This window comes from Microbulbifer mixtoriginis (SeqCode) (assembly GCF_052467705.1).
The window spans coordinates 1,329,261-1,352,262 of record NZ_CP174322.1 but is presented as its reverse complement, the minus strand read 5'-3'; the positions used below and the strand labels follow the sequence as shown (position 1 = coordinate 1,352,262).

Genomic DNA, 23,002 nt, shown 5'->3' with positions numbered 1-23,002 from the left:
CTCACCCGACCAGATCGATGACCAAGGCGATGAAAGAATTGTTAGACGGGTCAGTCAGCAAAAAGGTCCTCCTGTCCCAATTGCTATTCAAAGTAGACTTCACCGTCCCAAGCCGGGAGAATAGCAAGGTCAACCGCCGCCGACGGCAAAAACAACGATAACGAATACGGCACAAGCCACGCAGTCAAGCAGGAGTCCACCTTGTCTCAAGCCACCCCCATAAATGAACCGCGCACGCCCAGCCTGCTGGATGCGTTGATCCCCCTGGGGATCCTGATCGCTCTCTTATCGCTGTCAGTGTACTTCTATGGCGCCGACTCCTCTTACGGCCCCAACCAAATTGCACTGCTGTTGTGCGCCTGCGTAGTTGCGCTGATGGGCATGAAAAATGGTCACAGCTGGAGTGATATGGAAGGCGGCATGCTGCACGGCATTGGCCTGGTATTCGGCGCGATTCTGATACTACTGGCAGTGGGTGCTTTGATCGGCAGTTGGATATTAGCCGGTACCGTGCCGTCAATGATTTATTACGGGGTACAGATTCTCTCGCCCCAATGGTTCTACGCCGCCAGTTGTATTATCTGTGCCGTAGTGGGTCTTAGCATCGGCTCCAGCTGGACCACCGCCGGCACACTGGGTGTGGCTCTGATGGGCATTGCCGGTGCTCTTGGCTTGTCCCCGGAAATTACTGCCGGCGCGGTAATTTCCGGCGCCTACTTTGGCGATAAGATGTCGCCGCTATCTGATACGACTAACGTGGCTGCGGCGGTAACATCGAACGATCTGTTCCAGCACATCCGTCATATGATGTCGACCGCGATTCCAGCCTTCGTTATCGCCCTGGTGGTGTTCGCGTATCTCGGCCTCACCTCTGAGGCCAGCACTGCCTCCGCCTCGGATATCGAGTCTTTACTTACTGCCCTGAAGAGCGAATTCAAAATCTCCCTGATCAGCCTCCTGCCTCTGATCTTGCTACTCGCTATGGCCTGGCGCAAAGTCCCCGCCTTCCCCACGTTGATCGTCGGCTCCCTGGTGGGCTGTGCCATCGCACTGATTTTCGAACCAGAAGCTGCTCGCCGCCTAGGCGGAGGGGAAGGCGCATTGGCCACGCTCAAAGGCGCCTGGTACAGCCTGTTCGATGGCTATAAATCCACCTCCACGAATGAGAATGTCGCCGCACTCCTCTCGAAAGGCGGTATGAGCAGCATGCTCAATACCGTGTGGCTGATCACCTCGGCCATGGCCTTCGGTGGCGCCATGGAGCGCGCCGGCTTCCTACAGGTCATCGTTCAAGGTGTTTTATCACTCGTTAAAACTGTAGGTGGCCTGGTAACTGCCACCGTATTCACCTGCTTTGGCATGAACCTAGCCGCTGGTGACCAGTATATGGCGATTATTATTCCGGGCCGTATGTTCCGCGAAGCCTTCAAGGAAAAGGGCCTGCACGGGCTTAACTTGTCCCGCACCCTCGAGGATTCTGGCACCATCACCTCCGTGCTGATTCCCTGGAATACCTGTGGAGCCTTTATGGCTGCAACGCTGGGTATTGGAACCTGGCAGTATTTACCTTTTGCCCTATTCAACATTATCTGCCCGCTGCTAGCGATCGCCTACGGCTGGTTGCATTTTAAGCAGATGCCGATCTCAGTTGCGGCCACAGCACCCTCCGATAAAAAAGAAGGAAATCTACAAAGCTGTCATGAGTGAAAGCGGTACCCTGAGCGCCCTGATAGAAGAGGCGGACTTTAAATTACGCTGGTTCGATCTGGGCCGGCGTCTTCAATCTGTACCAAAGTCTACAGCCGAAGCTTTCGAGGCGGGCCAAAAAGCCTGGCCTCACCCCTATTTGCGCCAGGCCTGGAGTGGTCTCTTGCTGCAACCCGTTGAGGGTGGTGAACCGGCGGTTTGGTTCCTGCGTTTTCCCCTCGATGAGCAGGGCAAGCTACAGCTACAGGCCCGCGATGGCTTGCTGCGCGCCCTGGCCCAAGAGCTGAAGCAGGCGCCCGCTTCCGAATCCGCAGCGCAGCTGGACCAATTACTGCAACAAAGCGGTCTACTTTATACCCCTTCCAACGAGCGCCAAGCTGCATTTCACGCGCACACCCAACGGCTTCTGAAGCGCACACCTAGCGCGCACTATGCAGCAGTACTCGACTATTTTCACAACCCCCAGAAGTCCCGCTGGGATAACCTGGCCCTACAGGGCATTGCCGATCTATCAGCCCGCTGGGACTCCCAGAAAGAGCTTCTGTTAAATCAGTTGTCCCATATTGCTGCGCCAGTTTTTGTCAATCTGTGCCACTGTCTGGAAAATGAAGTGGTCGATCACCAGCTGGTAGAAGCCATCGCCACTCGGGCACATGACTCTTTACACAATGACACTCCGGATTTCACCCTGATTGCCGCTGCAGTGCGTGGTATCTCTCATTCGCCGGCGCAGGGGTTACGCGGCACTTTACTGCAAGAAGTTTTAAAGCATCTGACACAAAAATCATCGAGTGGCACTCAGAGCATCAAGGCTAAGTCTATAGAGCTTCTTGCTGCCATCGGCAGCCGCTGCCCCCAAGACCTAGAGAATCCACAATTAGCCAAACTTTGGCTCAATGCACTGGCAGATAGTAATAACCAGGATACCTTTAACTTATTGCTCTCTGACTTGATGTTTCTGCCCAAGGTACGCACTTCTCTACTGAGTACATTACGGGACCCCGAACGGAATGAAACCCTAGCTCAGGCCTTCGGTCATTTCCTTCATGGACCCAAACCCATTCACTAGGGTCTTCAATCTGGCAATGATGTAGCAAAATTTCAGCCTACCTCATTGCCATGTTTCATTGCTTATCTTTACACATTTCACCTATAAGTGAATTTCGCCATCTTCATAAGAAAAGTACTCATCCGCGCAACGAATAAAAGACTGCCATTTTTAAATTCGCCAACTTCTATTCCAGCAATAGTTCACCTAAAATCCCGCTAAAGAAAACTGCAACAAAAAACATTAAAAAATAAATTCCAACGCCTTCTGCCGTCACAAAAAACAATACACTTAGCAGCGCCTCAGAAAGAAAACGCTATTTTTACAGCCTAAAACCCCACAAATTGGCGCAAACTTCTCCCTGACTTTGCACCTGACAGCTATTTTTTTCCTGCGCCTATTACACTCAATTAGGCGGCTTCTTTGTAAAACACATTTTACAAAGCTGACCAACAGGTGACGTTTTATTGGCTATGCTAATGGCTAACATCAACGGAAAGGAGTTAGGGGATGAATTTCACTCCAGCCAAGTACTTAATCGGTATTATCAGTGCACTGGTTCTAGCAGGTTGCTGTAGCCCTCCGGCACCGCCAGCTTACTGCCCACCAGGTGCTGAACAAATTCCAGTTTCCATGGCCTGCCCTGCAGATGCTGACTGCTGGATGGCTTCTGACAGAGTACGCTGCATGAAAGTGGTGAAGTAAAATCTTTTCAAGCAGAACAGCGTGGTGATTCATACTAAATGAGGTTTTGACTAAATTTACACTGACAGACACACAAGTAACAAAGCATTATTTAGTATGGATCACCACCAAATGCCGCTTTAACGAGCGGCATTTGTTTTTTCTCTCCCCCATTCTTAGCGAAGAATCTTTTCTTGTAATAGACTGTACCGTCTCAGATACTGGTCCCACGAAAGTAATAAGTTAGGATTGCCAGCCCTTCGACACCAAGCGCCGTTCAGCTTGGGAAGACCGAAAAAAATTACTCAAAAGAGAGTTTATTAACGACCACCATGACAAGTGAAACTCTGGCCCTGAGCCGTGCCTCTGCAATCAGACAACTCCAATTTCATTTCAAACAACAAAAGTGGTCTTTACGCGAACTTTTCGCCACCGATCCCCAGCGCACAACCAGTTTTAGCTGTGAAGCCTCTGGTATCTATCTGGACTTCAGTAAAAATCACCTGCGGCAGGACACTCTGCAACTGTTACTCGACTATGCCGAAGATCAGGATTTGGGCAGCCAGATTGCTGCACTGCTTGACGGTGCCAATGTCAATAATACAGAACATCGACCAGCCCTACACACCGCCCTTCGCTTTCAGGGAGCGGCAAAAACCGAACACGAACGCGCCGTGGCCGACTGCCGCGTTCAGATGCAGCGATTTGCCGATAGCATCCATCAACAAAAATGGCTCGGATTCAGCGGCAAAGCTATTCGCCATATAGTCAATATCGGCATCGGTGGCTCCGATCTCGGTCCGCGCATGGTGGTTGAGGCTCTCGGCTCATGGCATAAGGAAAGTATTCGAGTACATTTCGTAGCAAATATTGATGGTGCCGACCTCAGTAGTACCCTCAAAGGTCTCAACCCGGAAGAGACTCTCTTTATCATTGCCTCTAAGTCTTTTTCCACTCTGGAAACCCGAGAGAATGCTCTGAGTGCACGTCAATGGGTACTAGCGGCAGGTGCCACTGAAAAACAATTATCCCAACACTTTGTTGCCGTAAGCAGCAATATTGTGGCCGCACAAGACTTTGGTATTGCCCCAGAAAATATTTTCCCTATGTGGGACTGGGTAGGTGGCCGCTACTCACTGTGGTCGGCCATTGGTCTGCCGATCATCCTGGCCTGCGGCTACAACGTTTATGAGCAACTATTGGCCGGTGCCCATAGCATGGACACCCATTTTGCCAGTGCCCCTCTGAAGGAAAACCTGCCGGTATTGCTGGCTCTTATTCAGTTCTGGTATCGCCAGTGCTGGGGTGCCAGCAGCCAAGTGATTCTGCCCTATGCTCAGCGTCTATCCAAATTTCCCGCCTGGATGCAGCAATTGGATATGGAGAGCCTGGGTAAAAGCGTGGATAAAGAAGGCAAGCCTCTGGAGTATCCCAGCGGCAGTGTGATCTGGGGCAGCGAGGGGACCAATGGACAGCACTCCTTCCATCAACTATTGCACCAGGGCACCGACCTGATTCCAGCGGATTTTATCGCCATCAAGCAACCGACCTCTGAGCTAAGCGAGCAACACCGCTGGTTACTGGCTTGCTGTATCAGCCAGAGCCAGGCTCTACTACGGGGCAAATCCCTACACGAAGCCCGCCAGGAACTGGAGGATGCCGGCTATACCCACCGCGAAGCCCATGCGCTGGCACCGCATAAAGCCATTCCCGGTAATCGCCCAAGTAATACTTTGATACTGGAAAAGTTAGACCCGCATCACCTGGGAGCTCTGTTAGCGCTTTACGAGCACAAGGTATTCACCAGCGGTTGCCTTATGGGAATTAACCCATTTGACCAATGGGGGGTAGAGCTAGGCAAACAGTTAAGTGCGCAGATTTATAATGCCGCAGATGGAAATGTTCCCGAGGATTGGGATAGTTCAACTCGCTCTCTGATGGAAAAGCTCTTGTAAGACCATTTACAGAGAGCTCCACTAAAAAGGCCACATCAAAATGTGGCCTTTTTTAGATATGTTTCACAGAGAAAGAGAATTCTTTATTTCTGCGCCTCAGCACCACGTTTCAATAGAGGCTCAATCAAATCCAGTGGAAGTGGAAACACAATGGTTGAGCTATTATTTGCTCCGGCAATATCAATCATGGTCTGCATGTAGCGCAAAGTAATGGCGTTAGCATTTTGAGATAGCTGATTGGCAGCTTCTGTTAACTTTAAGGCTGCCTGGGCTTCGCCTTCTGCATGAATTACCTTGGCTCGTCGTGCCCGCTCTGCTTCAGCCTGCTGGGCAATAGCACGCACCATGCTCTCATCCAGGTCAATATGTTTAATTTCGACATTAGTGACCTTAACGCCCCAGGCATCAGTTTGCTCATCAAGAATTTTTTGAATATCCACATTGAGTTTGTCCCGCTCGGAAAGCATCTCATCTAACTCATGCTTACCCAGTACAGATCGAAGCGTCGTCTGGGCCAGTTGACTGACAGCTTCATGATAAAATTCAACATTGATAATCGCTGACTGTGAATTAACAACCCGGTAATAAACTACCGCATTCACTTTTACTGAAACATTATCGCGACTTATCACATCCTGTGTAGGGACATCCATCACTACGGTGCGCAAGTCCACGCGCTCCATGGTCTGGATAATTGGGATAATGATAATCAGGCCAGGTCCTTTCACCGTCTGAAAGCGCCCCAGAAAAAAGACCACCGCACGCTCATATTCCCGCAAGATTCGGATGGCATACATCAATAGCAGTAATACCGCGAGCACCAACAGCCCAACAAAATAACTGACCATGCTTATCTCTCCCTATAACTGCTTGTAAATTTTGCTGGGGTAAATTCGCACCAGCAAAAGCCAATTTAAATGCCAACCGCAATGACTAGCCCGGCTCAACATAGAGCAGCAAACCACGCTGGGCGATAACACGCACTCGCTGCCCAGGCTCCAGTGGCGTCTCACAGTGCGCCCGCCATATTTCACCACCGAGGTGCACCAGCACCTCTTCTTCGCTCACATTGCTCACCACCGCCACACGTCCCACCAGGGCCTGATCGGAAGCAAGTCGCGGTTTGCGCAAACTCCTGCCCACCGCCATTAAAAGACCCAAAAGAAAAACACCACTCACTCCAGCAATTGCCGCGATGAGTTTTCGCGACACCTGCATGCCCGGCACATCGGTATCGATCAGCATTACTGAACCAATCACCAAGGCAATAATCCCACCAATTCCCAAGGCGCCAAAACTGGGCATAAAGACTTCCGCCACAATCAAAAGCGCCCCAACAATAATCAACGCCAATCCGGCATAATTAATCGGCAAAACCTGCAAAGCATAAAATGCCAAAAGCAGGCAGATAATCCCCACAATGCCGGGCACAAAAGCGCCGGGGCTATACCCCTCGAAAATCAGCCCATAAATACCGATCAATAAAAGAATATAAGCCACCTGGGGATTGGTAATCAGAGCCAGTAACTCATTACGCCAATCTGGCTCGTAATTTTCTATGGGGAGTTGGGCAATCTCTGCCGAAATGGTAATTTCACCGGAATCTAGAGATACTTTACGTCCGGCCACTTGCTTCAGTAAATCCTCGTCATTCTTGGCAACAATATCGACAACATTCATCTCTAGCGCTTCCGAAGCTGTCAGAGTTGCCGCTTCACGAACGGCCTTCTCCGCCCACTCGGCATTGCGTCCATTGCGTTGTGCCAAGCCTCGAATAAAAGCAACGGAGTCATTAACCATCTTGCGCTCCATGGCGGTGCCGGATAATGGCTTTTCCTTTTTGTCCTCGTCTTTACCTTCTTCGTCGTCTTCATTCGCTTTTTCTTTTTCCTCTTTTTGGTCGCTCTCTTTCGGGTTGCCACCTGGAGATGGCGTTCCCGGTGGTCCGCCTATTTGTACCGGCGTGGCGGCCCCCAGAGTTGTAGCCGGGGCCATGGCTGCTATCTGGCTGGCATAGAGGATATAGGTGCCGGCACTGGCTGCACGGGCGCCCGAGGGGTACACATACATGGCAATAGGGATAGGAGAGGAAAGGATATGCTGAATAATATCTCGGGAAGCCGCATCCAGACCGCCTGGAGTATCGATATGTACAATGATTAACTCAGCGCCGCGCTCACCAGCACTCTCAGTGGCACGCTTAAAGTAATCCGTCGTAGAGGGGCCTATAGCGCCATCAATAGTCAACAGCGCCACATGGGGGGAAGTACTTTCCTGTGCGGCACTTTTTGAAATCAAAACGACGAGGAGCAGCGTCAGGATGAGCGCGCCGCGCAAGAATACCGCTGACGATATCTGATTCGACATGCATCTTTCCCTGATGCGATTGCGGAGAAACCCGAGCCAGCCATCGTATTTCTGGCCGGGGTAACTCAATCAGATTAACAGAAAAAAACGGCGTTATCCGAAAACAAGGAAAGTGACGTTAAACCGGGTTGCGACGGCTATGCCAGTTTACTTCGCGGGCGTATTTATCCACTTGACGTTCCACCCCTAACAGCAGGGCGAACAGAGCCATACGCACCAGCAGGCCGTTATCGGTCTGGCGGAAAATCGCCAGGCTCGGATGTTCGTTCAGGTCGGTATCCAGTTCGTTGGCCTCTGCGCGTGAATCCCTCGGCAGGGGGTGCATAATCACCGTATTGGGCTCTGCGTAGCGAGTAAAAATCGCCCGGTTAAGGCGGAAACGCCCGCGATAGCGGTTGGCCTCATCCTGAGAGGCAAAGCGCTCTTCCTGGATACGGGTGGAATAGACGATATCCACATGGGCGATCGAGGATTCCAGCTGGTCGGTCACCGTTACCTCGTGCCCCACCTCACGCAGCTTCTCCACAATCGCATCGGGCATTGCCAGCTCCGGTGGGGAAACCAGAGTGATATGCACACTGCCAAATAAGCACAGCAGCTTGCACAGGGAGTGCACGGTACGGCCGTGTTTGAGATCGCCAATCATGGCAATGCGGAAATCATCCAGGGTGCGGCCATGGGCGGCCAGCTCTTTGCGAATAGTGTAGAGATCCAACAGCGCCTGGGTGGGATGCTCATTAGCGCCATCACCGCCGTTGACCACCGGCACACGACTCGCTGCGGCAAATTCTGCCACAGAGCCCTCCTGCGGGTGACGCATACAAATCACATCGCTGTAGCCCGACAGTACCCGTGCCGTATCGTAGAGGGATTCTCCCTTAGCCATAGCACTGGCAGTAATCCCCACCGTTTCCCGAACCGTGCCACCCAATAAGTTAAAAGCAGCCCCAAAACTCAGGCGGGTACGGGTGCTCGGCTCCATAAACATATTGCCGAGAATCGCCCCCTCCAATACGCGCGTTACTTTTTCGCGCTTTGCATAAGGGGTCATGGCGTCAGCCACATCGAATACGCGCTCTATATCGGCACGTTCGAACTGGCTGACGGACAGAATATTGGCTCCGATAAAGTCCATGGTTACTCCAGTGATTGCGCCTTGTGGGCGCGGGTGTTCGCGAGCGGCATTCTACTCGGGCACCGCAATAGAGCCCAGTGAAAGAATGGCCGCTGGCGCGATTCAACACATTAGGCGAGTAGGCTATCGCCCCAGTTTTCCAGCTCGGTAATCAGCGATATCCGCTTTGGATGCTGTACTCGCAGTTCGGACAGCTGGCGGAAGTAATCTTCGAGGGTGATAGAGGCCCCTGCGGTGGGATCGGTTAACCGCTGGAAACACCAGATCTGCCAGCGCTGATGTTCCTCGTCCGATAGGGTCTCTGGGAAGTTGCGCGCACGCATGCGGAACAATAACTCGGGTAGGCGCTTGTCACTGAATGGCACTTCGCCAGCCAGGGCTTCGGGCCCGCGTGCTGCCAAGCCGCGGTGCAGCTCACGGCAGATATCGCGGTCGGCATCGCTGAGGAAACCGCCGTAGAGATCCGCCTCTACATCTTTCTGGGGAAACTCCCGATCCAGAAATACGTTGTGCAGTTTCTCGGTCAGATCAACGCTTTTCAACTTCTGCCAGTTGGCCTCGCAAACCGCCCTATCGATGCCCAGCTCATTAGCACGTTTATCGTCAAGCATATTGGCCGGGGCCAATATCGGGCACTTGTTCAAGTGCACCAGTTTCAACCCAACGGGCAGTTCGCTTTCACCTAGTTGATCGCGAGCGGTATAGAGGCGCTCACGCAGCGTATCCGCATCCAGGTTGAGTAAAGGCTCGGGGTCCATCGCCAAATTGGCAACAATTACGGCGTTGCGATTCACCGGATGGCTGGCCAACGGCATAACGTAGGTCAAATGCCCATGATTGGCAGAAATCTTGCCGGAGATATGCAACAGCGGGCGGCGCTCACGCATATCAATCATCTTGGCGGCTTCCTGCTTTCGGCGCAGGCGGAAAACATAATCGTAAAGCTTCGGTTGTTGCTTGCGGATCAGCCGCGCCATATCTATCGTAGCGTGGACATCAGAGAGTGCATCGTGAGCGCCCTCGTGGGAAATTCCATTGGCTGCAGTCAGTTCTTCCAGGCGGAAAGACGGCGCACCGTCTTCGCGTGTCGGCCACTGGATACCCTCCGGGCGCAGGGCGTAAGTGAGACGCACCATATCGATAATGTCCCAGCGGCTATTGCCGGAGCGCCACTCTCGCTCATAGGGGTCGAGCAGGTTGCGGTACAGGGTGTAGCGGGTTACTTCGTCATCAAAGCGCAAACTGTTGTAGCCCACTCCGCAGGTACCCGGCGCACCCAGTTCAGCGAGGATACGCTGGATAAATTCAATTTCCGGCACGCCGTTAGCCAGGGCCTTTTGCGGGCTGATGCCCGTCACCAGACTCGCCATAGGCTGCGGCAGGCAGTCCGCCGAGGGGCGGCAGTAAATCATCAATGGCTCGCCGACGATATTCAGCGCTTCGTCGGTCCTGATACCGGCAAACTGCGCCGGTTTGTCGGCACCCGGGTCTGTGCCCCAGGTTTCATAATCGTGCCAATAAAGTGTGGTAGAACTCACGGTACCTCCATAATTTGGCGGCATCATACCACTGAGCACCTCACCATCTGGACACCTGTACCCAGATTTGAGTCGCTCTCCAGCCCTCGCTGGTTGCAAAGCCGCCACCGCCCATTAAAATTCGGCGTTTCCACGAATTTAAGACAGCTATAACCCTCTATGAATATTCGCCAACTCCTCTCCGACAAATTCCAGGCCGCCATGCTTGCCGCCGGTATCCCCGAAGAATGCGGCCCGATTGTGGCACCTGCGAAGAAAGCCGGATTTGGCGACTACCAGGCCAATGGCGCTATGGGCGCCGCCAAGCGACTGGGCACCAACCCGCGTGAGCTGGCCAGCAAGATCCTTGAGCAGCTGGACAAGGGCGATATGATCGAAAAGGTCGAGATCGCGGGTCCTGGCTTCTTAAACATCCATCTGAGTGAACAGTGGCTGAGCCAACAGCTGTTGGCTGCCCAAGGCGACAAGCGTCTCAATATTGCCTCTGTTGAAGAACCCAAAACCGTAGTCATCGACTATTCCCACCCCAATTTGGCCAAGGAAATGCACGTAGGCCATTTGCGCACCACCATTATCGGTGATGCCTTGGCGCGCTTATTGGAATTCCAGGGTCACAAGGTGGTTCGCCAAAACCATATGGGCGACTGGGGCACCCAATTCGGTATGTTACTGGCGCACCTCTCCGACAAGCTGGCAAATAGCGATGCGGAAGTAGCCCTGGCCGATCTGGAAGTCTTCTACCGCGAAGCCAAAGTACGCTTCGACGAGGAAGAGGGTTTTGCAGACCGCGCCCGTGAATACGTTGTAAAACTGCAGGGTGGCGACGAACAGTGCCTGAAACTGTGGAAACAGTTTATCGATATTTCTATCAGCCACTGTGAAGAGATCTACTCCAAGCTCAATGTCACCCTTAAGCAGGAAGACGTTTACGCGGAGAGCCAGTACAACGACGATCTGCCGGTGCTGGTTAAAGAACTGCTGGATAACGACATCGCCGTAGAGGACCAGGGTGCTATCGTAGTCTTCCTGGAAGAGATGGCCGATAAAGAAGGCAATCCAAGCCCGATGATTATCCAGAAGAAGGGCGGTGGTTACCTATACGCTACCACCGATCTGGCTGCCATTCGCTACCGCGCAAACCAGCTCAATGCAGACCGTATTCTCTACGTAGTGGATGCCCGTCAATCCCTGCACTTACAGCAGGCCTTTGTCGCTTCACGCAAAGCGGGCTTTTTACCAGAATCCGTTTCTCTTGAGCACTGCGCTTTTGGCACCATGATGGGCGACGATGGCAAGCCGTTTAAAACCCGCACCGGCGGTACGGTAAAACTGGCCGCCCTGCTAGAGGAAGCGGTGGAGCGAGCAGAAAAACTGGTAGCCGAGAAGAACCCTGAGCTGGATGCACAAACCTGTGCGGAAATCGCGCGCAAGGTGGGCATCGGCGCGGTGAAATATGCGGACCTGAGCAAGACCCGCACTAACGATTACATCTTCAGCTGGGAATCCATGCTCAGCTTTGAAGGCAATACGGCGCCTTACCTACAGTATGCCTATACCCGCGTGCGCAGTATTTTTCGCAAGGCCGGTATTGAGGCGAGTGAACTCAAGGGCGATATTAATCTGGAAAGCCCCCAAGAGCGCGCACTGGCAGTAAAACTGAACCAATTTGGTGAAGTACTGGATCAGGTAGCCAAAGACACCTTCCCACACGTGCTCTGTACTTATTTGTACGAGCTGGCCAGTGCCTATATGAGCTTCTACGAAGCCTGCCCGGTATTGAAAGAAGGGGTAAGTGAAGAACAGAAGCACAGCCGTCTGCAGCTGTGTAACCTGGTGGCCAGCACTATCGCGACTGGCCTCGGCTTGCTCGGTATTGAAGTTATGGAGCAAATGTAAATTGTTCTTGCCCGGCCATACCTCCAGCAAATATGCAGGCTGGCTGGCCGGGCGGCTCTCTGGCGGGCAGGCTTCCCTAGCCTCCAGCCAAACTATCCTGCACCATTCAATACCCCACATAGGCCACCGTTTCCCCACTGGTCTAATTAAAGGAAAGTAACCCGTGAAAATCCTGATTACCGGCGCCTCCGGCCTGCTGGGCCGTAGTGTATTTAAACAACTTTCCAACAAACCTACTTTTTCCGTAATCGGCACCGCTTTTTCTCGCGCAGGCGAAAACTTAATTCGCCTGGACTTATCGGATAGCAGCGCAGTGAAAGCTTCCCTGAACGATATCAGGCCGGAAGTGGTGATCCATTGTGCCGCTGAGCGCTGGCCAGACCGCTGTGCTGACAATCCAGATACCGCCTGGCAACTCAATGTCAGCAGCACAGAGTTGTTGTCCAAGCACTGTAGCGAAATCAATGCACAGTTGGTGTATATCAGCACAGACTATGTCTTTGATGGTACTGCCCCACCCTATGCCCCTGATGACACACCCAATCCCGTGAATTTCTACGGCCGCAGCAAGCTGGCGGGAGAGGAAGCAGTATTGAAAAACGGTAACCATTGGGTTTTAAGATTGCCCTGGCTGTTTGGACCCGTCTCCTACCTGGAGGAATCCGGTATTACCGCCCTATTAGAGACACTGCGAGAGCAAAAGCCGGTCACACTGGATCACTGGGCAATTCGTTTTCCCACCAGTGTGGAGGAAGTGGCAGAAGTATTGGAGCAATGCCTGTTGAAAACCCAGCGTGGCATCCAATTTGAAGGTATCTATCAGTGGAGCGGCGACACCGCCTGCACTCGCTTTGAACTTGCGCATATTATTGCCAAAGTGTGCGAATTGAGTGCTGACCATATCAGCGCAGATAGCAAACCCGATTTTTCAGTACCGCGCCCCTACAATTGTCAGCTGGATAAATCGCGCTTAACAAACCTCGGCATCAAAGGGACCGAACCATTGCCTCAGCAACTGGCACGCAACCTGAAATCTTTTATCCAGAATTAAAAGCTAATGGAAAACGAATAAAAGAAATTAAATGGTATAGGGATATACCTGTGCCGGCCTATAAGCCGGCATTAACTTTTGTAATTGGGCACTATTTATAGCTAACAAGCGTTAATGGTAGTTATTACAGGAGTGGCCATGTATCGACACAGGGAAGGGTCGTGAAATCGCCAATTAAAGACTCTCGAACCATAGGGAAATATAGATGAAATTAAAACGTTGGCTATCTGCCGGAGCCCTGATTCTTGGTAGCTTTGCAACCCTGGCCTCCTGCCATGCGGATAATGGTCGTCATGGAAAGCGCCTGCACCAAGCAACCAAAAATGAAGATGCCCAACCGATTATCTGGATCGGCGACTTCAATAACTTTGACGATGCCGTAGCATTGATGCTGATTGCCAAAGACCCGCGCTACACCCTGGAGCTGGCAGTGGTTGAAGACTCCTTCAATACTGTAGCGCACGGAGCCAATACGGTTTACAACATCCTCGAGTGGTTGGGTAACAACGATACCAAAGTGATACGCGGTGCCTACTTTGCCACTGAGGAGGTCGCTTACGGGGCTAACGGTAAGGCTTCCAGCGCTCCTGTCAATGACGACAACGCTGTAACTGGCCGTGATGATTACCAGCTGCCCAACTCCTCCGATTTCAGCACCGGCACATGGAATCTGGAGCGCCGCAATGCCATGGGTATTAACCTTTATGGCCAGTATGTGCCCGGTCCCTGGCGTGACAACGGCTCCACCTTATACGGAACTGACCACCTAATCCCCCGCGCAAAACAGGAACACTACCGCTACCAAGGTAACAATGGTGTCTCCTTCAATTTTGAACTGGCCGAAGACATTATCCTGGAAACTCTGGATAAACTGGAGCAACGCCCAGTGGTTTTCAATACCGGCAAACTCACCACACTGGCCCGGGTACTCGGCAAGGCCAACGAAGAGCAGCTGGCAAAAATTGATCGTGTGATTATGATGGGTGGAGGCTTTGAGAATTATGAGCCGTTTACCGAGAATCACCAAGCAGCCTGCTTTGGCGATAAATCTAGAAATCTGGGCGGCAATATTTTCTCCCACCCAAGTTTTGGCTGTGATAGCGACTTCAGCACCCACCAGGAATTCAATATTCTACTCGACCCGCTGAGTGCGCAGTGGGCCTTTAACGCCCTGAGTGAAAATGATATTGAAACCTATTTGGTACCCACCAACTCTACCGACATGGCCAAGGTACAGGGCAGCACCATCGAAGCACTGGCTAAACGTCGCGCAACCCCTGAGGCCTGCTATACCTCCAAACTCCTCAGCTCTATCCGTGAATTTGAAGGTGGGGATTTCCAGGGTAATGGTGACTTCGCTATGGATGCAGTAATTCGCCTGTGGGATATTATCGCCGCACTGGTACTGTTGGAGCCTGAAACTCTAGAAATGGATCTGGTGGCCGGATTTATTGAAGTCGACCAGTTAAATACCGGTCTGGCTGACAGTATGACTCCTTACGACCCCATTTCCTTCGATCCCACCGTGGGTAAAACCACTTTTGCCGAAAACGGCGAGGGCCTAGAAGTGAATGTCGTAATGGGTATCAACCACGATGCCGCCCGCACTGCAATGATTGAGCGCCTGCGCGCTCGTTTTAATTCTGCTCGTAAGGGATCTAGATGTAGACTGTAATTTACTAAATTGAAATTAGCCCCCCATACTCTATTGACAGAGTGTTATGAGGGATATTGGGGGGCATTCGAAGATCCTTAATAAGGTAATTTTGAGAAATTAGTCAACCCTAAAATACTAGTAATAATATTCTAAACCTACCTCTAAATAATCATCTTTTTGGAAACTACTCAATGGATCCTCTTTACCATAACTATTAAAAATCCATCCATTCACCCTCCACAGCCAAGAATTTGTAATCCTGCTCGATGCTTCAAGCTTTATAGCTCTGGAATTAAAATAATCAAGATCCTGGGTTACCCCCAGCAATATCTCAGTCCCTGCGATATCATTAACTGCAAGTCTAGTTCCTATAAAAATATCTTGCTGCCATGCTGTCGTAGCACTCTGTCCACGGGAATCATACAAAACTTCCGTTAGAATACCTAAATCCATATTTGTATTAGTGATCCCTACAAGGCTGTATTCAAAACCTGCGGTTATTGCAAAGTACTCTTTTTCACCAGTATCACGCCACAGAGCTTCGGAAACCCAAGAAAAATCTCCTTTTAGCCACTGGGCATCAATTCCAACTTGTCTAATCTGCCGGTAAAAAGGTAACAATTGCTGCTGGTTATAGATAAAATCAGGATCTCTACCAGTGCCCTGGAAATAGCTTACCCCCAGATCAACCGAATTCATACTAGTAGAGTATCTAACTGCAAAATCCAAATGCCTTTTCCCTTTCGAGGACTTATACTGAGCAGACGAACTTTCAACGCCTAAACTAAGTCTCCCATCCTCACCTGGAAATGTACGTTCTCGAAAATAAGGGAGTAGAAAACCCTCAACACTTCCCCATTCCTTAATCCATGAAACATGAAGCATTGGCTGACCGAGTTTATCCTCATTATCTAATGATTCGATACTGTCAGTTTGATTAATTATATCCACTAGATGCTGAGACTCAGTTACCCCCCAAAATACCTTACCTATTCCAAGATCAACCTCAAGATCTACCTCTTTAAAGTGATATCGCACCATAAATTCACGGATATCCCAGTGAGACCGTTCATCATCTAAAGCATCTAACCGTAAAAAAGGTACTACAGTGATGCTAGCACTGCCTTTCAAAAAAGATTGATAAAGTTCTGGCTCAACAAAAACAGAAGGCTGAAAGGTCTTCTGACCAACCTCGCCTCTAGCAAGGAATTGGCGATACTCAACTGCAGCAATCCCTCGTAATTCTACACAACTAGCACTAGAGGCGGCAGCAAGTAGAAATATAAAAAAAAGACAATTAAAGATGTGTAGCTTCATTGTAAAAAATCAACGTATTCTTTTAAGCGTCGCTACATTAAAATCATCTTCACCCAACCCTACTTTAAATTTAAGATCATGAACGGTGAGCACAGTACTTTTGCCCGTCTGATGGTTTATCATTGTCAAAACATGTGCCCGCCAATATTGATCCAAATATTGGCGATAGTCCTCCAAATGTAATGTTTTTAATAACTCCCCCTTTCGATCGTAAAATTCCGTTCTAATTGGTTGATAGTGGTCTTTATCAATCCAGACTACCTGCCTTGTATAGCCAGAATACTCATCAGTAGGTATTTGTTCCACAACAAGGGTTTCCCTCCCCTTTATTAGCTCCTCTCTTAGATAGCTGAACTTATATTTCTGCAATTCAAAGGAAGTCATGTCTTCATAGGCAAATTCACTACTCATAAAAGGCCCTGATTTATTTCGTGAGGCTATTCGCTTAACTCTCTTTAACCGAGGTAGATAAAGCCACTGATCATCTGGACTATTAATGTGAGAATAGGATAAAAAAGCAGTTCCTTTTACATCACGAGGCTCATCAAATACAGTTAATCCTCTATCTCCATCACCTTCAATTTCCAGAGTTCTAACCCTAAGTTCTCTTGAGCTAGTTTCACCCAATGCATTTTTCAACAACATACTGACAGTTGCAATTGAGTCTCTCCAGCCTTCATCTCTTACCTTTCTCTCTTTGGCAATTTCCAGCCCCATTTCAGTATTCGCCATCGCGAGGGAAGCCAAAAGAAGTAACAGGCAAGTTAAAATTCCATTCTTTATCATGATTTTTCCTATTGATATTTTTAATTGGCAGCAGACAAAAGCTCATTGTTGGCCTTGGCTTGCACAATATCCGTTCTTCTATCAAAAATTAAAAGCACAGCTGGCAGAAGTAAGAAATCGACAACTAGGGCAATTGTAATCACTAAAGCACTTAAAAGACCTAAATCTGAATTCAATCGAAAACTAGATAATGCAAGAACAAGAAATCCAGCAACCAGTACGAGAGAAGTAACCCAGAGAGCACGCCCCACGGTATTAAAAGAGTAGGATATTGCTTCTTCCACAGAGTTTCCCTGCCGACGAGAATATTGATATTTACTCAAAAAATGAACAGCATCATCCACCACAATACCCAATGTAAGTGACACAACAACAGACAAACCTAGATTCACCTCTCCTGAAATAAACGCCCATAAACCAAACCCCAATAAAACTGGAACCAATGTAGGTAACAAGCTGATTATTCCAATCCTCAAAGACTTTAATGCAATAACTAAGAGTGTAGAAATTAACACTAAAATAATTGGTAATGATTTAAGCATGCTATGCATGTTTGTCTCTCCAATATGTGCGAACATAAGAGAGGGACTGGATGCAACTATTTCATATTGTGGAGCATTACTACTGAACCAGTCATATATTTTGTTTTCAAAATCAACAAGATCACCGCTACCTAAATTTTTAGTTGTCAATTGCAGTTTAACCGCTGATTTATCAATATCGACTTCATTATTAATATCTAATCCATAGGGCAAGGAAAGTTCATACAATAGAAGATATTGTGCAGCCAACTCTCTATCATTGGGTAACTTGTAGTATTCTTCCTTGTCGCCATGTAGGTTTTTATTTAACCTTTTATAGGTATCCACTAGACTAGCAACATGATCTATTTGTGGCTGCATACGAAGCCAATTTGTAAAATCATCTAGCATAGAAATAAAATCAGGATCAACTACACCCTGTGATTTACCAGACTTGACAGCAATACTAATATTAGTCATGCCGCTAATATGGTTCTCCATATAATCGGCAGCAATTCTAAATTTATGACTGGAATCAAAGTACTCTATCGGCTCATCATTTATTCGATTCTGCATCACCATATAGCCAGCAATCAAAACCACAATAGTGGAGACACAAAAGATACTGCGATGGTAACGAATTATCAGATTTGGTAGTAATTGAAATAATTTAGAATAAACACCTCCTCTTTCCTTATATACTTTTACTGGCATCAATAATAACAGCACTGGCAAAAGGAAAATCGAAAAAACAAAAGCCAGCATAACTCCCAAAGCAGATAAACTACCCATATGCCGTAAGACAGGCGAATCAGAAACATTCATTATTAGGAATCCGATAGCCGTCGTCACAGAAGTAATTAAAATAGCCATAAAATTCAGTTTAAAACTATGAACAACAGCTTCTCGATTCCCCAATCCCTGCCTTTTGCCTTCATTGACAGAGGTAATCAGGTGTACACAATCTGCCACTGCCAAAGTCATTATCATTGTGGGAACATTAACTGTGGCAATGCTCAAATACATTCCTGCCCAACCATAAATCCCCATAGTTGCCACTACACTTGTAACAACAATAACCAAGGTTAAAATTACATAGGTGATCGACCTTAGCGTCATAATTAATAATAAACTAATTACCGCAAACATTACTGGCACTAAAGTGAGAATGTCTTTTTGAGCAGCCTTGGTAAAGGAAGAGTTCATAGCAACGATGCCAGTCTGATGAAATGAAACATCAGGGTATGACTCTTGATAGGAAGCAAGCATCCTATCAGAATGGTCCGTGATTTCAGCTACTCGAGCGGTCTTATCGCCTGACGGCAATTGAAAAGTGATATTAATAACTGCGGAATCACCTGTTTTTGAGACCAAGGCCCCCTTAAGCCTTGGGGCATTCTCAGCAACAAACTTAACTTTATTAATATATTCTGTATTTAACGGATAATTCTTGAATACGAGATTTTCAACTAAAAGATCATCTTCTTGAGCCTCAGTATGCTGATAGTTGGCAATTGAATCCACTCTACTGGAATAAGGAATATTCCAAGCATCTTCTGTGAGGAGCATTATCAATTCGAGATATCTTTCAGTATAAATATCGCCAGTTTCTGGCGCTATAATTATCGCCAAACTATCAGTCTTGTTAAAGGTACCTTCAATCTCATTGAACGCCTGAAGCTCTTTATTCGAATCGTCAAAAAAAATTGCATAATCACCACGAAAAAAAAGGTTTTTAGCACCAACTGTACAGGCAACAAAAAAAAGCAAAAAAACAGACAATACCAGTTTTGGACGCGATAGAATCCCTCTAAATAGTTGCTCCATTACATAGGTCTCCCAAGAGAATATTTTTCTAACAAAAATTAGTAACTATTACTAAGCAATTCCACTCACCAGCTCGATATCACCAAACGGAGTCTTCAAGACTTGAGTAAAGATATCTTTAAAGCAAGCTTCAGCAAGAGCTTTTTCTACTGAACCAGCAGATAAAGAGAGTGGACCCAACTTTAGTTCTGCGTGAATACGACCAACAATGTGAAACTCAGGAGATGTTCTTTCGCTATTCAGCTTTTCATGAAAGCTAAGGAACATTCCACCAGGATTAAGAGATTGACGTATTTTCTCTAAGGTATGAGTAAGATCATCGGCGTAATATAAGACCATCGAAGCAAAAACTAAATCATATCCGCCCCCTAGAGAAGCTGTGTTCATATCACCTTCTAAAATATTTATCTGTGCTTTTTGAAAAACTTGTTTTTTAATTAGAGAGGCAATACCAGGCAAATCAAAAATTGTTACTTTAAGATCTGGCTTAACCGAAAGTAGATCTATAGCCAACTGCTCTGAACCTGCTCCGAGATCTAATATATGATTAACATCAGACCAGTTAGGCTGTGACATTAGAACATCTAAAACTATTGGATTTCTAACTGATAAATGAAATAATCTAAGGCCTTCTATCATATCGTTCCAAAATTCTGGATCTTTCATAGTAGGGCCATTTTTCTTCTGATGCTTACTGCTCAGGAGGTCAATAATCTCAGATTCACTTACATGCTTTATCTGACTGAGATGCTGCAATAACCCACACAAAGAAGAATCGGAACCAGAAGTCAATAAAGAACGATAGGAGCTACTTATTTGATACTTTCCTTTAAACTTATCAATCAATCCTATTGAAGCCATTGAGTTAAGGAAAAGTTCAGTTCGACTCTCCAGAAAATCTAAGTGAAGAGCAACGTCCTTAGCTGTACGTGCATCCTGCAGATAATCAAATATTTTAAGCTTTATCCCTGCTGATAGAATCTCCCACCGTAAAGGAGCCACTAGAGTATCAAATAAAAAAAATTGAGCATCATCCCCAAAGGAGGATTTATTAAACAACATTGATAATTCCAATATTTTCTGACAATAGATATCTAATCACAAATTTTATAATCAAAGATTACCCAATAAGACAGATGGCCTGAAAACCCAGCGATTAACAATTGAGATTTCTAAACATAGTCAGATTAAATTATTTATAAAATTTAAAAGCTAATAACTAAAGCTTTAAGCCATTTATTGACAAATTGGTAACAAGGTTAAGTAGAAAACGCAATAAATAGCTATAGATACCAAACAGATCTAAATCTCATTCCAGAGTTCCTATTTGCTTCAAATTAACCTGTAAACAAAATTAGCTTCAGGATTCACATCGTTCCTTGAAACTTGCTTTATGAGAACACAATAGGCTGCTCTGCAATCGTTTCCTATCATTACAGGAGCGAAGGAATATCAATTGCTGAACGCCGTTAACCCTTTCGACTGTTCGTGATATGACAAAATCTTGAGCCTAATTTTATATCGAACCTCAATAAAAAACGGTTTGATAATCAAATTCGATAGATAAAAGATATAACAAGGACTACGTAATGACACTGCCCCCGCTTGTCAGCCCCGTTCACGAACTCAGTAAACAAGAAATGGAGAGGTATAGCCGTCACCTACTGTTGCCAGATATTGGAATCGATGGGCAGAAACGGTTAAAAAACAGTAAAGTTTTGATTATTGGTGCAGGCGGACTCGGATCACCGGCATTACTGTATCTGGCTGCGGCGGGAGTAGGAACACTCGGTATCGTAGATTTTGATACAGTAGATGCCTCTAATCTTCAGCGTCAAGTTATCCACGGCCAATCCAATATAGGTGAAAATAAACTCGATAGCGCAAAAGCAACAGTTCAAGAGGTCAACCCTTTCGTTCATGTTGAACTGCATGAAACACGTCTAGATAGGACAAATGCTCTAGAAATAATTTCAGATTATGATCTTATTCTAGATGGAACAGATAATTTTGCTACTCGTTACCTAGTCAATGATGCTTGCGTAATGGCCAAAAAACCTTATGTATGGGGTTCAATATTCAGATTTGAAGGCCAAGCATCTGTTTTTTGGGAAAATGCTCCTGGCGATATAGGAATCAACTACCGTGATCTATATCCAGAGCCGCCCCCCCCTGAGCATGCACCTTCCTGTTCGGAGGGAGGGGTGTTAGGAGTCCTATGCGCAGCAATAGGCTCAATTATGGCGACTGAAGCCATAAAACTACTCACCGGTATTGGGAGTCCTCTTATTGGGAAATTGATGGTCTATGATGCACTGGATATGACCTTCCGTAAATTACCCATTTATCGTAATCCCGATAGACAACCAATTACAGAACTCTGTGACTATGAATTTTTTTGCGGACTAACTAAGCCTTCGCAAGCACAAGAAGAAATTCCCACTTTAACACCCACTGAATTGCATAAAATTCGGCAGACAGGAAAATCGCATCTGCTGATTGATGTAAGGGAGTCCGGAGAGCGTGACATCTGCTGTATTGAAGGTGCTATTCATATTCCTAAAGCTGACATTCTAGCCGGGCGTGGATTAGAGTCGATAGATAAAAACACCTTCATAGTTTTACACTGCAAAGTTGGTGGAAGATCCAGACAAGCTCTGGCCGCTTTAGAAAATCAGGGGTTCACTAATCTTTACAATCTCCATGGAGGCATTCTTGCCTGGATTAAAGATATTGAACCTGAACTTCCAGCTTATTAACACTAAAGCACAGACTGGAAATTTACTATGCTGAAGATTTTAGATGTACATATAGAATCTATTATGAATCAAGCACTTGCTGAGCACCCTATAGAGGCTTGCGGTATTATTCTTGGTAAAAAAGATAATCAAGTACCCCATAGAATAGTGCCGATGCAAAATGCAGCACGCTCTGAAAATTTTTTTGCTTTTGACCCTAAAGAACAGTTTAAGGTCTGGCAAGAAATGGAAGAAAAAAATGAAGTGCCAATGGTGTTCTATCACTCACATACAAACTCCCGAGCCTTTCCAAGTAAAGAAGATATTCAACATGCTTGGTATCCTGATGCCAGTTATGTTTTGGTTTCAACAACTGGGGGTAAACCAGGTGAAGTGCGTAGCTATCGCATAGTAGACAAAAAGGCCATCGAAGAAACAATTAACGTAGTATCGCAATAAAACAAATAGGCAGATAAAAGCATGTCAGTGAAAGTAAAGATTCCCACTATTTTACGAACTCTAACTAACAATCAAAAAGAAGTAACGTCTGAAGGACAAACAGTCAAAGAGTTAATAGAATCTCTAGAATCGCAATATCCAGGGATCAGAGACCGCTTATTAAAAGAAGGGGAAGTTCACAAATTTATGAACATTTATGTAAATGAAGATGATATCCGCTTCAAAAACCAATTAGCTACCGACATAAAATCAAGTGATGTCATTACTATACTTCCAGCTGTCGCAGGTGGCTAATTAAAAACAAATAAAAAACTGT

Annotated in this window: 18 protein-coding genes; 10 read left to right on the top strand and 8 right to left on the bottom strand. The window is 47.3% G+C overall.

The features are described 5' to 3' along the window. The first annotated feature begins 201 nt into the window (after window positions 1-201). From nhaC to pgi, 4 genes are all read left to right on the top strand, one after another. Entirely contained in the window at window positions 202-1,707 is a 1,506-nt protein-coding gene (gene nhaC / locus ACJJIB_RS05965; protein ID WP_444888192.1) for a Na+/H+ antiporter NhaC, read from the top strand. Beyond that, entirely contained in the window at window positions 1,700-2,776 is a 1,077-nt protein-coding gene (locus ACJJIB_RS05960) for a DUF3549 family protein (RefSeq protein WP_444888191.1), read from the top strand. Before nhaC ends, ACJJIB_RS05960 begins: the two co-directional genes overlap by 8 nt. Before the next feature lie 489 nt (window positions 2,777-3,265). Further along, window positions 3,266-3,460, top strand: coding sequence for a hypothetical protein (locus ACJJIB_RS05955; RefSeq protein WP_252084792.1), 195 nt, complete (start codon window positions 3,266-3,268; stop codon window positions 3,458-3,460). Between the two features lie 311 nt (window positions 3,461-3,771). Then, window positions 3,772-5,394, top strand: a complete 1,623-nt coding sequence (pgi, locus tag ACJJIB_RS05950; protein ID WP_444888190.1) for a glucose-6-phosphate isomerase — start codon at window positions 3,772-3,774, stop codon at window positions 5,392-5,394. Between the two features lie 83 nt (window positions 5,395-5,477). On the opposite strand, the gene ACJJIB_RS05945 is transcribed toward pgi, so the two are convergent. From ACJJIB_RS05945 to sbcB, 4 genes are all read right to left on the bottom strand, one after another. Next, window positions 5,478-6,242, bottom strand: a complete 765-nt coding sequence (locus tag ACJJIB_RS05945; RefSeq protein ID WP_252084790.1) for a slipin family protein — start codon at window positions 6,240-6,242, stop codon at window positions 5,478-5,480. Between the two features lie 85 nt (window positions 6,243-6,327). After that, the gene (locus ACJJIB_RS05940) at window positions 6,328-7,761 is read right to left on the bottom strand and encodes an NfeD family protein (protein ID WP_444888189.1); all 1,434 of its coding nucleotides are present in this window, start codon (window positions 7,759-7,761) and stop codon (window positions 6,328-6,330) included. Between the two features lie 118 nt (window positions 7,762-7,879). Further along, window positions 7,880-8,896: an aspartate carbamoyltransferase gene (locus ACJJIB_RS05935; protein ID WP_252084788.1), complete on the bottom strand. Its 1,017-nt coding sequence runs from the start codon at window positions 8,894-8,896 to the stop codon at window positions 7,880-7,882. 110 nt (window positions 8,897-9,006) lie between these two features. Further along, window positions 9,007-10,458 (bottom strand): exodeoxyribonuclease I, encoded by a 1,452-nt coding sequence (sbcB, locus tag ACJJIB_RS05930; RefSeq protein ID WP_444888911.1) that lies wholly within the window; start codon window positions 10,456-10,458, stop codon window positions 9,007-9,009. A 135-nt stretch (window positions 10,459-10,593) separates the two neighbouring features. On the opposite strand from sbcB, the gene argS reads away from it, so the two are divergent. From argS to ACJJIB_RS05915, 3 genes are all read left to right on the top strand, one after another. Continuing rightward, window positions 10,594-12,330 (top strand): arginine--tRNA ligase, encoded by a 1,737-nt coding sequence (argS, locus tag ACJJIB_RS05925; protein WP_444888188.1) that lies wholly within the window; start codon window positions 10,594-10,596, stop codon window positions 12,328-12,330. A 163-nt stretch (window positions 12,331-12,493) separates the two neighbouring features. After that, complete coding sequence (locus ACJJIB_RS05920; RefSeq protein ID WP_444888187.1) at window positions 12,494-13,381, top strand: dTDP-4-dehydrorhamnose reductase family protein; 888 nt, start codon at window positions 12,494-12,496, stop codon at window positions 13,379-13,381. Between the two features lie 205 nt (window positions 13,382-13,586). Beyond that, window positions 13,587-15,056, top strand: a complete 1,470-nt coding sequence (locus tag ACJJIB_RS05915) for a nucleoside hydrolase (protein WP_444888186.1) — start codon at window positions 13,587-13,589, stop codon at window positions 15,054-15,056. A 117-nt stretch (window positions 15,057-15,173) separates the two neighbouring features. On the opposite strand, the gene ACJJIB_RS05910 is transcribed toward ACJJIB_RS05915, so the two are convergent. Genes ACJJIB_RS05910 through ACJJIB_RS05895 form a run of 4 tightly spaced genes read right to left on the bottom strand, consistent with a single transcriptional unit; the run spans window position 15,174 to window position 20,551 of the window. Beyond that, window positions 15,174-16,355 (bottom strand): hypothetical protein, encoded by a 1,182-nt coding sequence (locus ACJJIB_RS05910; protein WP_444888185.1) that lies wholly within the window; start codon window positions 16,353-16,355, stop codon window positions 15,174-15,176. Window positions 16,356-16,364: 9 nt separating this feature from the next. After that, a complete protein-coding gene (locus ACJJIB_RS05905) occupies window positions 16,365-17,141 on the bottom strand; it encodes an outer membrane lipoprotein-sorting protein (RefSeq protein ID WP_444888184.1) in 777 nt (258 codons plus the stop codon). A 20-nt stretch (window positions 17,142-17,161) separates the two neighbouring features. After that, window positions 17,162-19,489: an efflux RND transporter permease subunit gene (locus tag ACJJIB_RS05900; protein ID WP_444888183.1), complete on the bottom strand. Its 2,328-nt coding sequence runs from the start codon at window positions 19,487-19,489 to the stop codon at window positions 17,162-17,164. A gap of 51 nt (window positions 19,490-19,540) precedes the next feature. Further along, on the bottom strand, window positions 19,541-20,551 hold the full coding sequence (locus ACJJIB_RS05895; protein WP_444888182.1) for a class I SAM-dependent methyltransferase: 1,011 nt from the start codon (window positions 20,549-20,551) through the stop codon (window positions 19,541-19,543). A 527-nt stretch (window positions 20,552-21,078) separates the two neighbouring features. Between ACJJIB_RS05895 and moeB the strand changes: the two genes are divergently transcribed. The 3 genes from moeB to ACJJIB_RS05880 are packed head-to-tail and all read left to right on the top strand — an operon-like array spanning window position 21,079 to window position 22,980. Further along, window positions 21,079-22,248: a molybdopterin-synthase adenylyltransferase MoeB gene (moeB, locus tag ACJJIB_RS05890; RefSeq protein ID WP_444888181.1), complete on the top strand. Its 1,170-nt coding sequence runs from the start codon at window positions 21,079-21,081 to the stop codon at window positions 22,246-22,248. A 27-nt stretch (window positions 22,249-22,275) separates the two neighbouring features. Beyond that, window positions 22,276-22,686, top strand: coding sequence for a M67 family metallopeptidase (locus ACJJIB_RS05885; protein ID WP_252084779.1), 411 nt, complete (start codon window positions 22,276-22,278; stop codon window positions 22,684-22,686). 21 nt (window positions 22,687-22,707) lie between these two features. Next, the gene (locus ACJJIB_RS05880; protein WP_252084778.1) at window positions 22,708-22,980 is read left to right on the top strand and encodes a MoaD/ThiS family protein; all 273 of its coding nucleotides are present in this window, start codon (window positions 22,708-22,710) and stop codon (window positions 22,978-22,980) included. Window positions 22,981-23,002: the final 22 nt, after the last annotated feature.

Excerpts from the sequence above, each read along its gene's own strand:
- ACJJIB_RS05960 (WP_444888191.1), top strand. The coding sequence starts at position 1,700 with ATGAGTGAAAGCGGTACCCTGAGCGCCCTGATAGAAGAGGCGGACTTT.
- sbcB (WP_444888911.1), bottom strand. The coding sequence starts at position 10,458 with ATGCCGCCAAATTATGGAGGTACCGTGAGTTCTACCACACTTTATTGG.
- pgi (WP_444888190.1), top strand. The coding sequence starts at position 3,772 with ATGACAAGTGAAACTCTGGCCCTGAGCCGTGCCTCTGCAATCAGACAA.
- argS (WP_444888188.1), top strand. The coding sequence starts at position 10,594 with ATGAATATTCGCCAACTCCTCTCCGACAAATTCCAGGCCGCCATGCTT.
- ACJJIB_RS05880 (WP_252084778.1), top strand. The coding sequence starts at position 22,708 with ATGTCAGTGAAAGTAAAGATTCCCACTATTTTACGAACTCTAACTAAC.
- ACJJIB_RS05900 (WP_444888183.1), bottom strand. The coding sequence starts at position 19,489 with ATGGAGCAACTATTTAGAGGGATTCTATCGCGTCCAAAACTGGTATTG.
- ACJJIB_RS05935 (WP_252084788.1), bottom strand. The coding sequence starts at position 8,896 with ATGGACTTTATCGGAGCCAATATTCTGTCCGTCAGCCAGTTCGAACGT.
- ACJJIB_RS05945 (WP_252084790.1), bottom strand. The coding sequence starts at position 6,242 with ATGGTCAGTTATTTTGTTGGGCTGTTGGTGCTCGCGGTATTACTGCTA.
- moeB (WP_444888181.1), top strand. The coding sequence starts at position 21,079 with ATGACACTGCCCCCGCTTGTCAGCCCCGTTCACGAACTCAGTAAACAA.
- ACJJIB_RS05915 (WP_444888186.1), top strand. The coding sequence starts at position 13,587 with ATGAAATTAAAACGTTGGCTATCTGCCGGAGCCCTGATTCTTGGTAGC.
- ACJJIB_RS05940 (WP_444888189.1), bottom strand. The coding sequence starts at position 7,761 with ATGTCGAATCAGATATCGTCAGCGGTATTCTTGCGCGGCGCGCTCATC.
- ACJJIB_RS05895 (WP_444888182.1), bottom strand. The coding sequence starts at position 20,551 with ATGTTGTTTAATAAATCCTCCTTTGGGGATGATGCTCAATTTTTTTTA.
- ACJJIB_RS05955 (WP_252084792.1), top strand. The coding sequence starts at position 3,266 with ATGAATTTCACTCCAGCCAAGTACTTAATCGGTATTATCAGTGCACTG.
- ACJJIB_RS05885 (WP_252084779.1), top strand. The coding sequence starts at position 22,276 with ATGCTGAAGATTTTAGATGTACATATAGAATCTATTATGAATCAAGCA.
- ACJJIB_RS05910 (WP_444888185.1), bottom strand. The coding sequence starts at position 16,355 with ATGAAGCTACACATCTTTAATTGTCTTTTTTTTATATTTCTACTTGCT.
- ACJJIB_RS05905 (WP_444888184.1), bottom strand. The coding sequence starts at position 17,141 with ATGATAAAGAATGGAATTTTAACTTGCCTGTTACTTCTTTTGGCTTCC.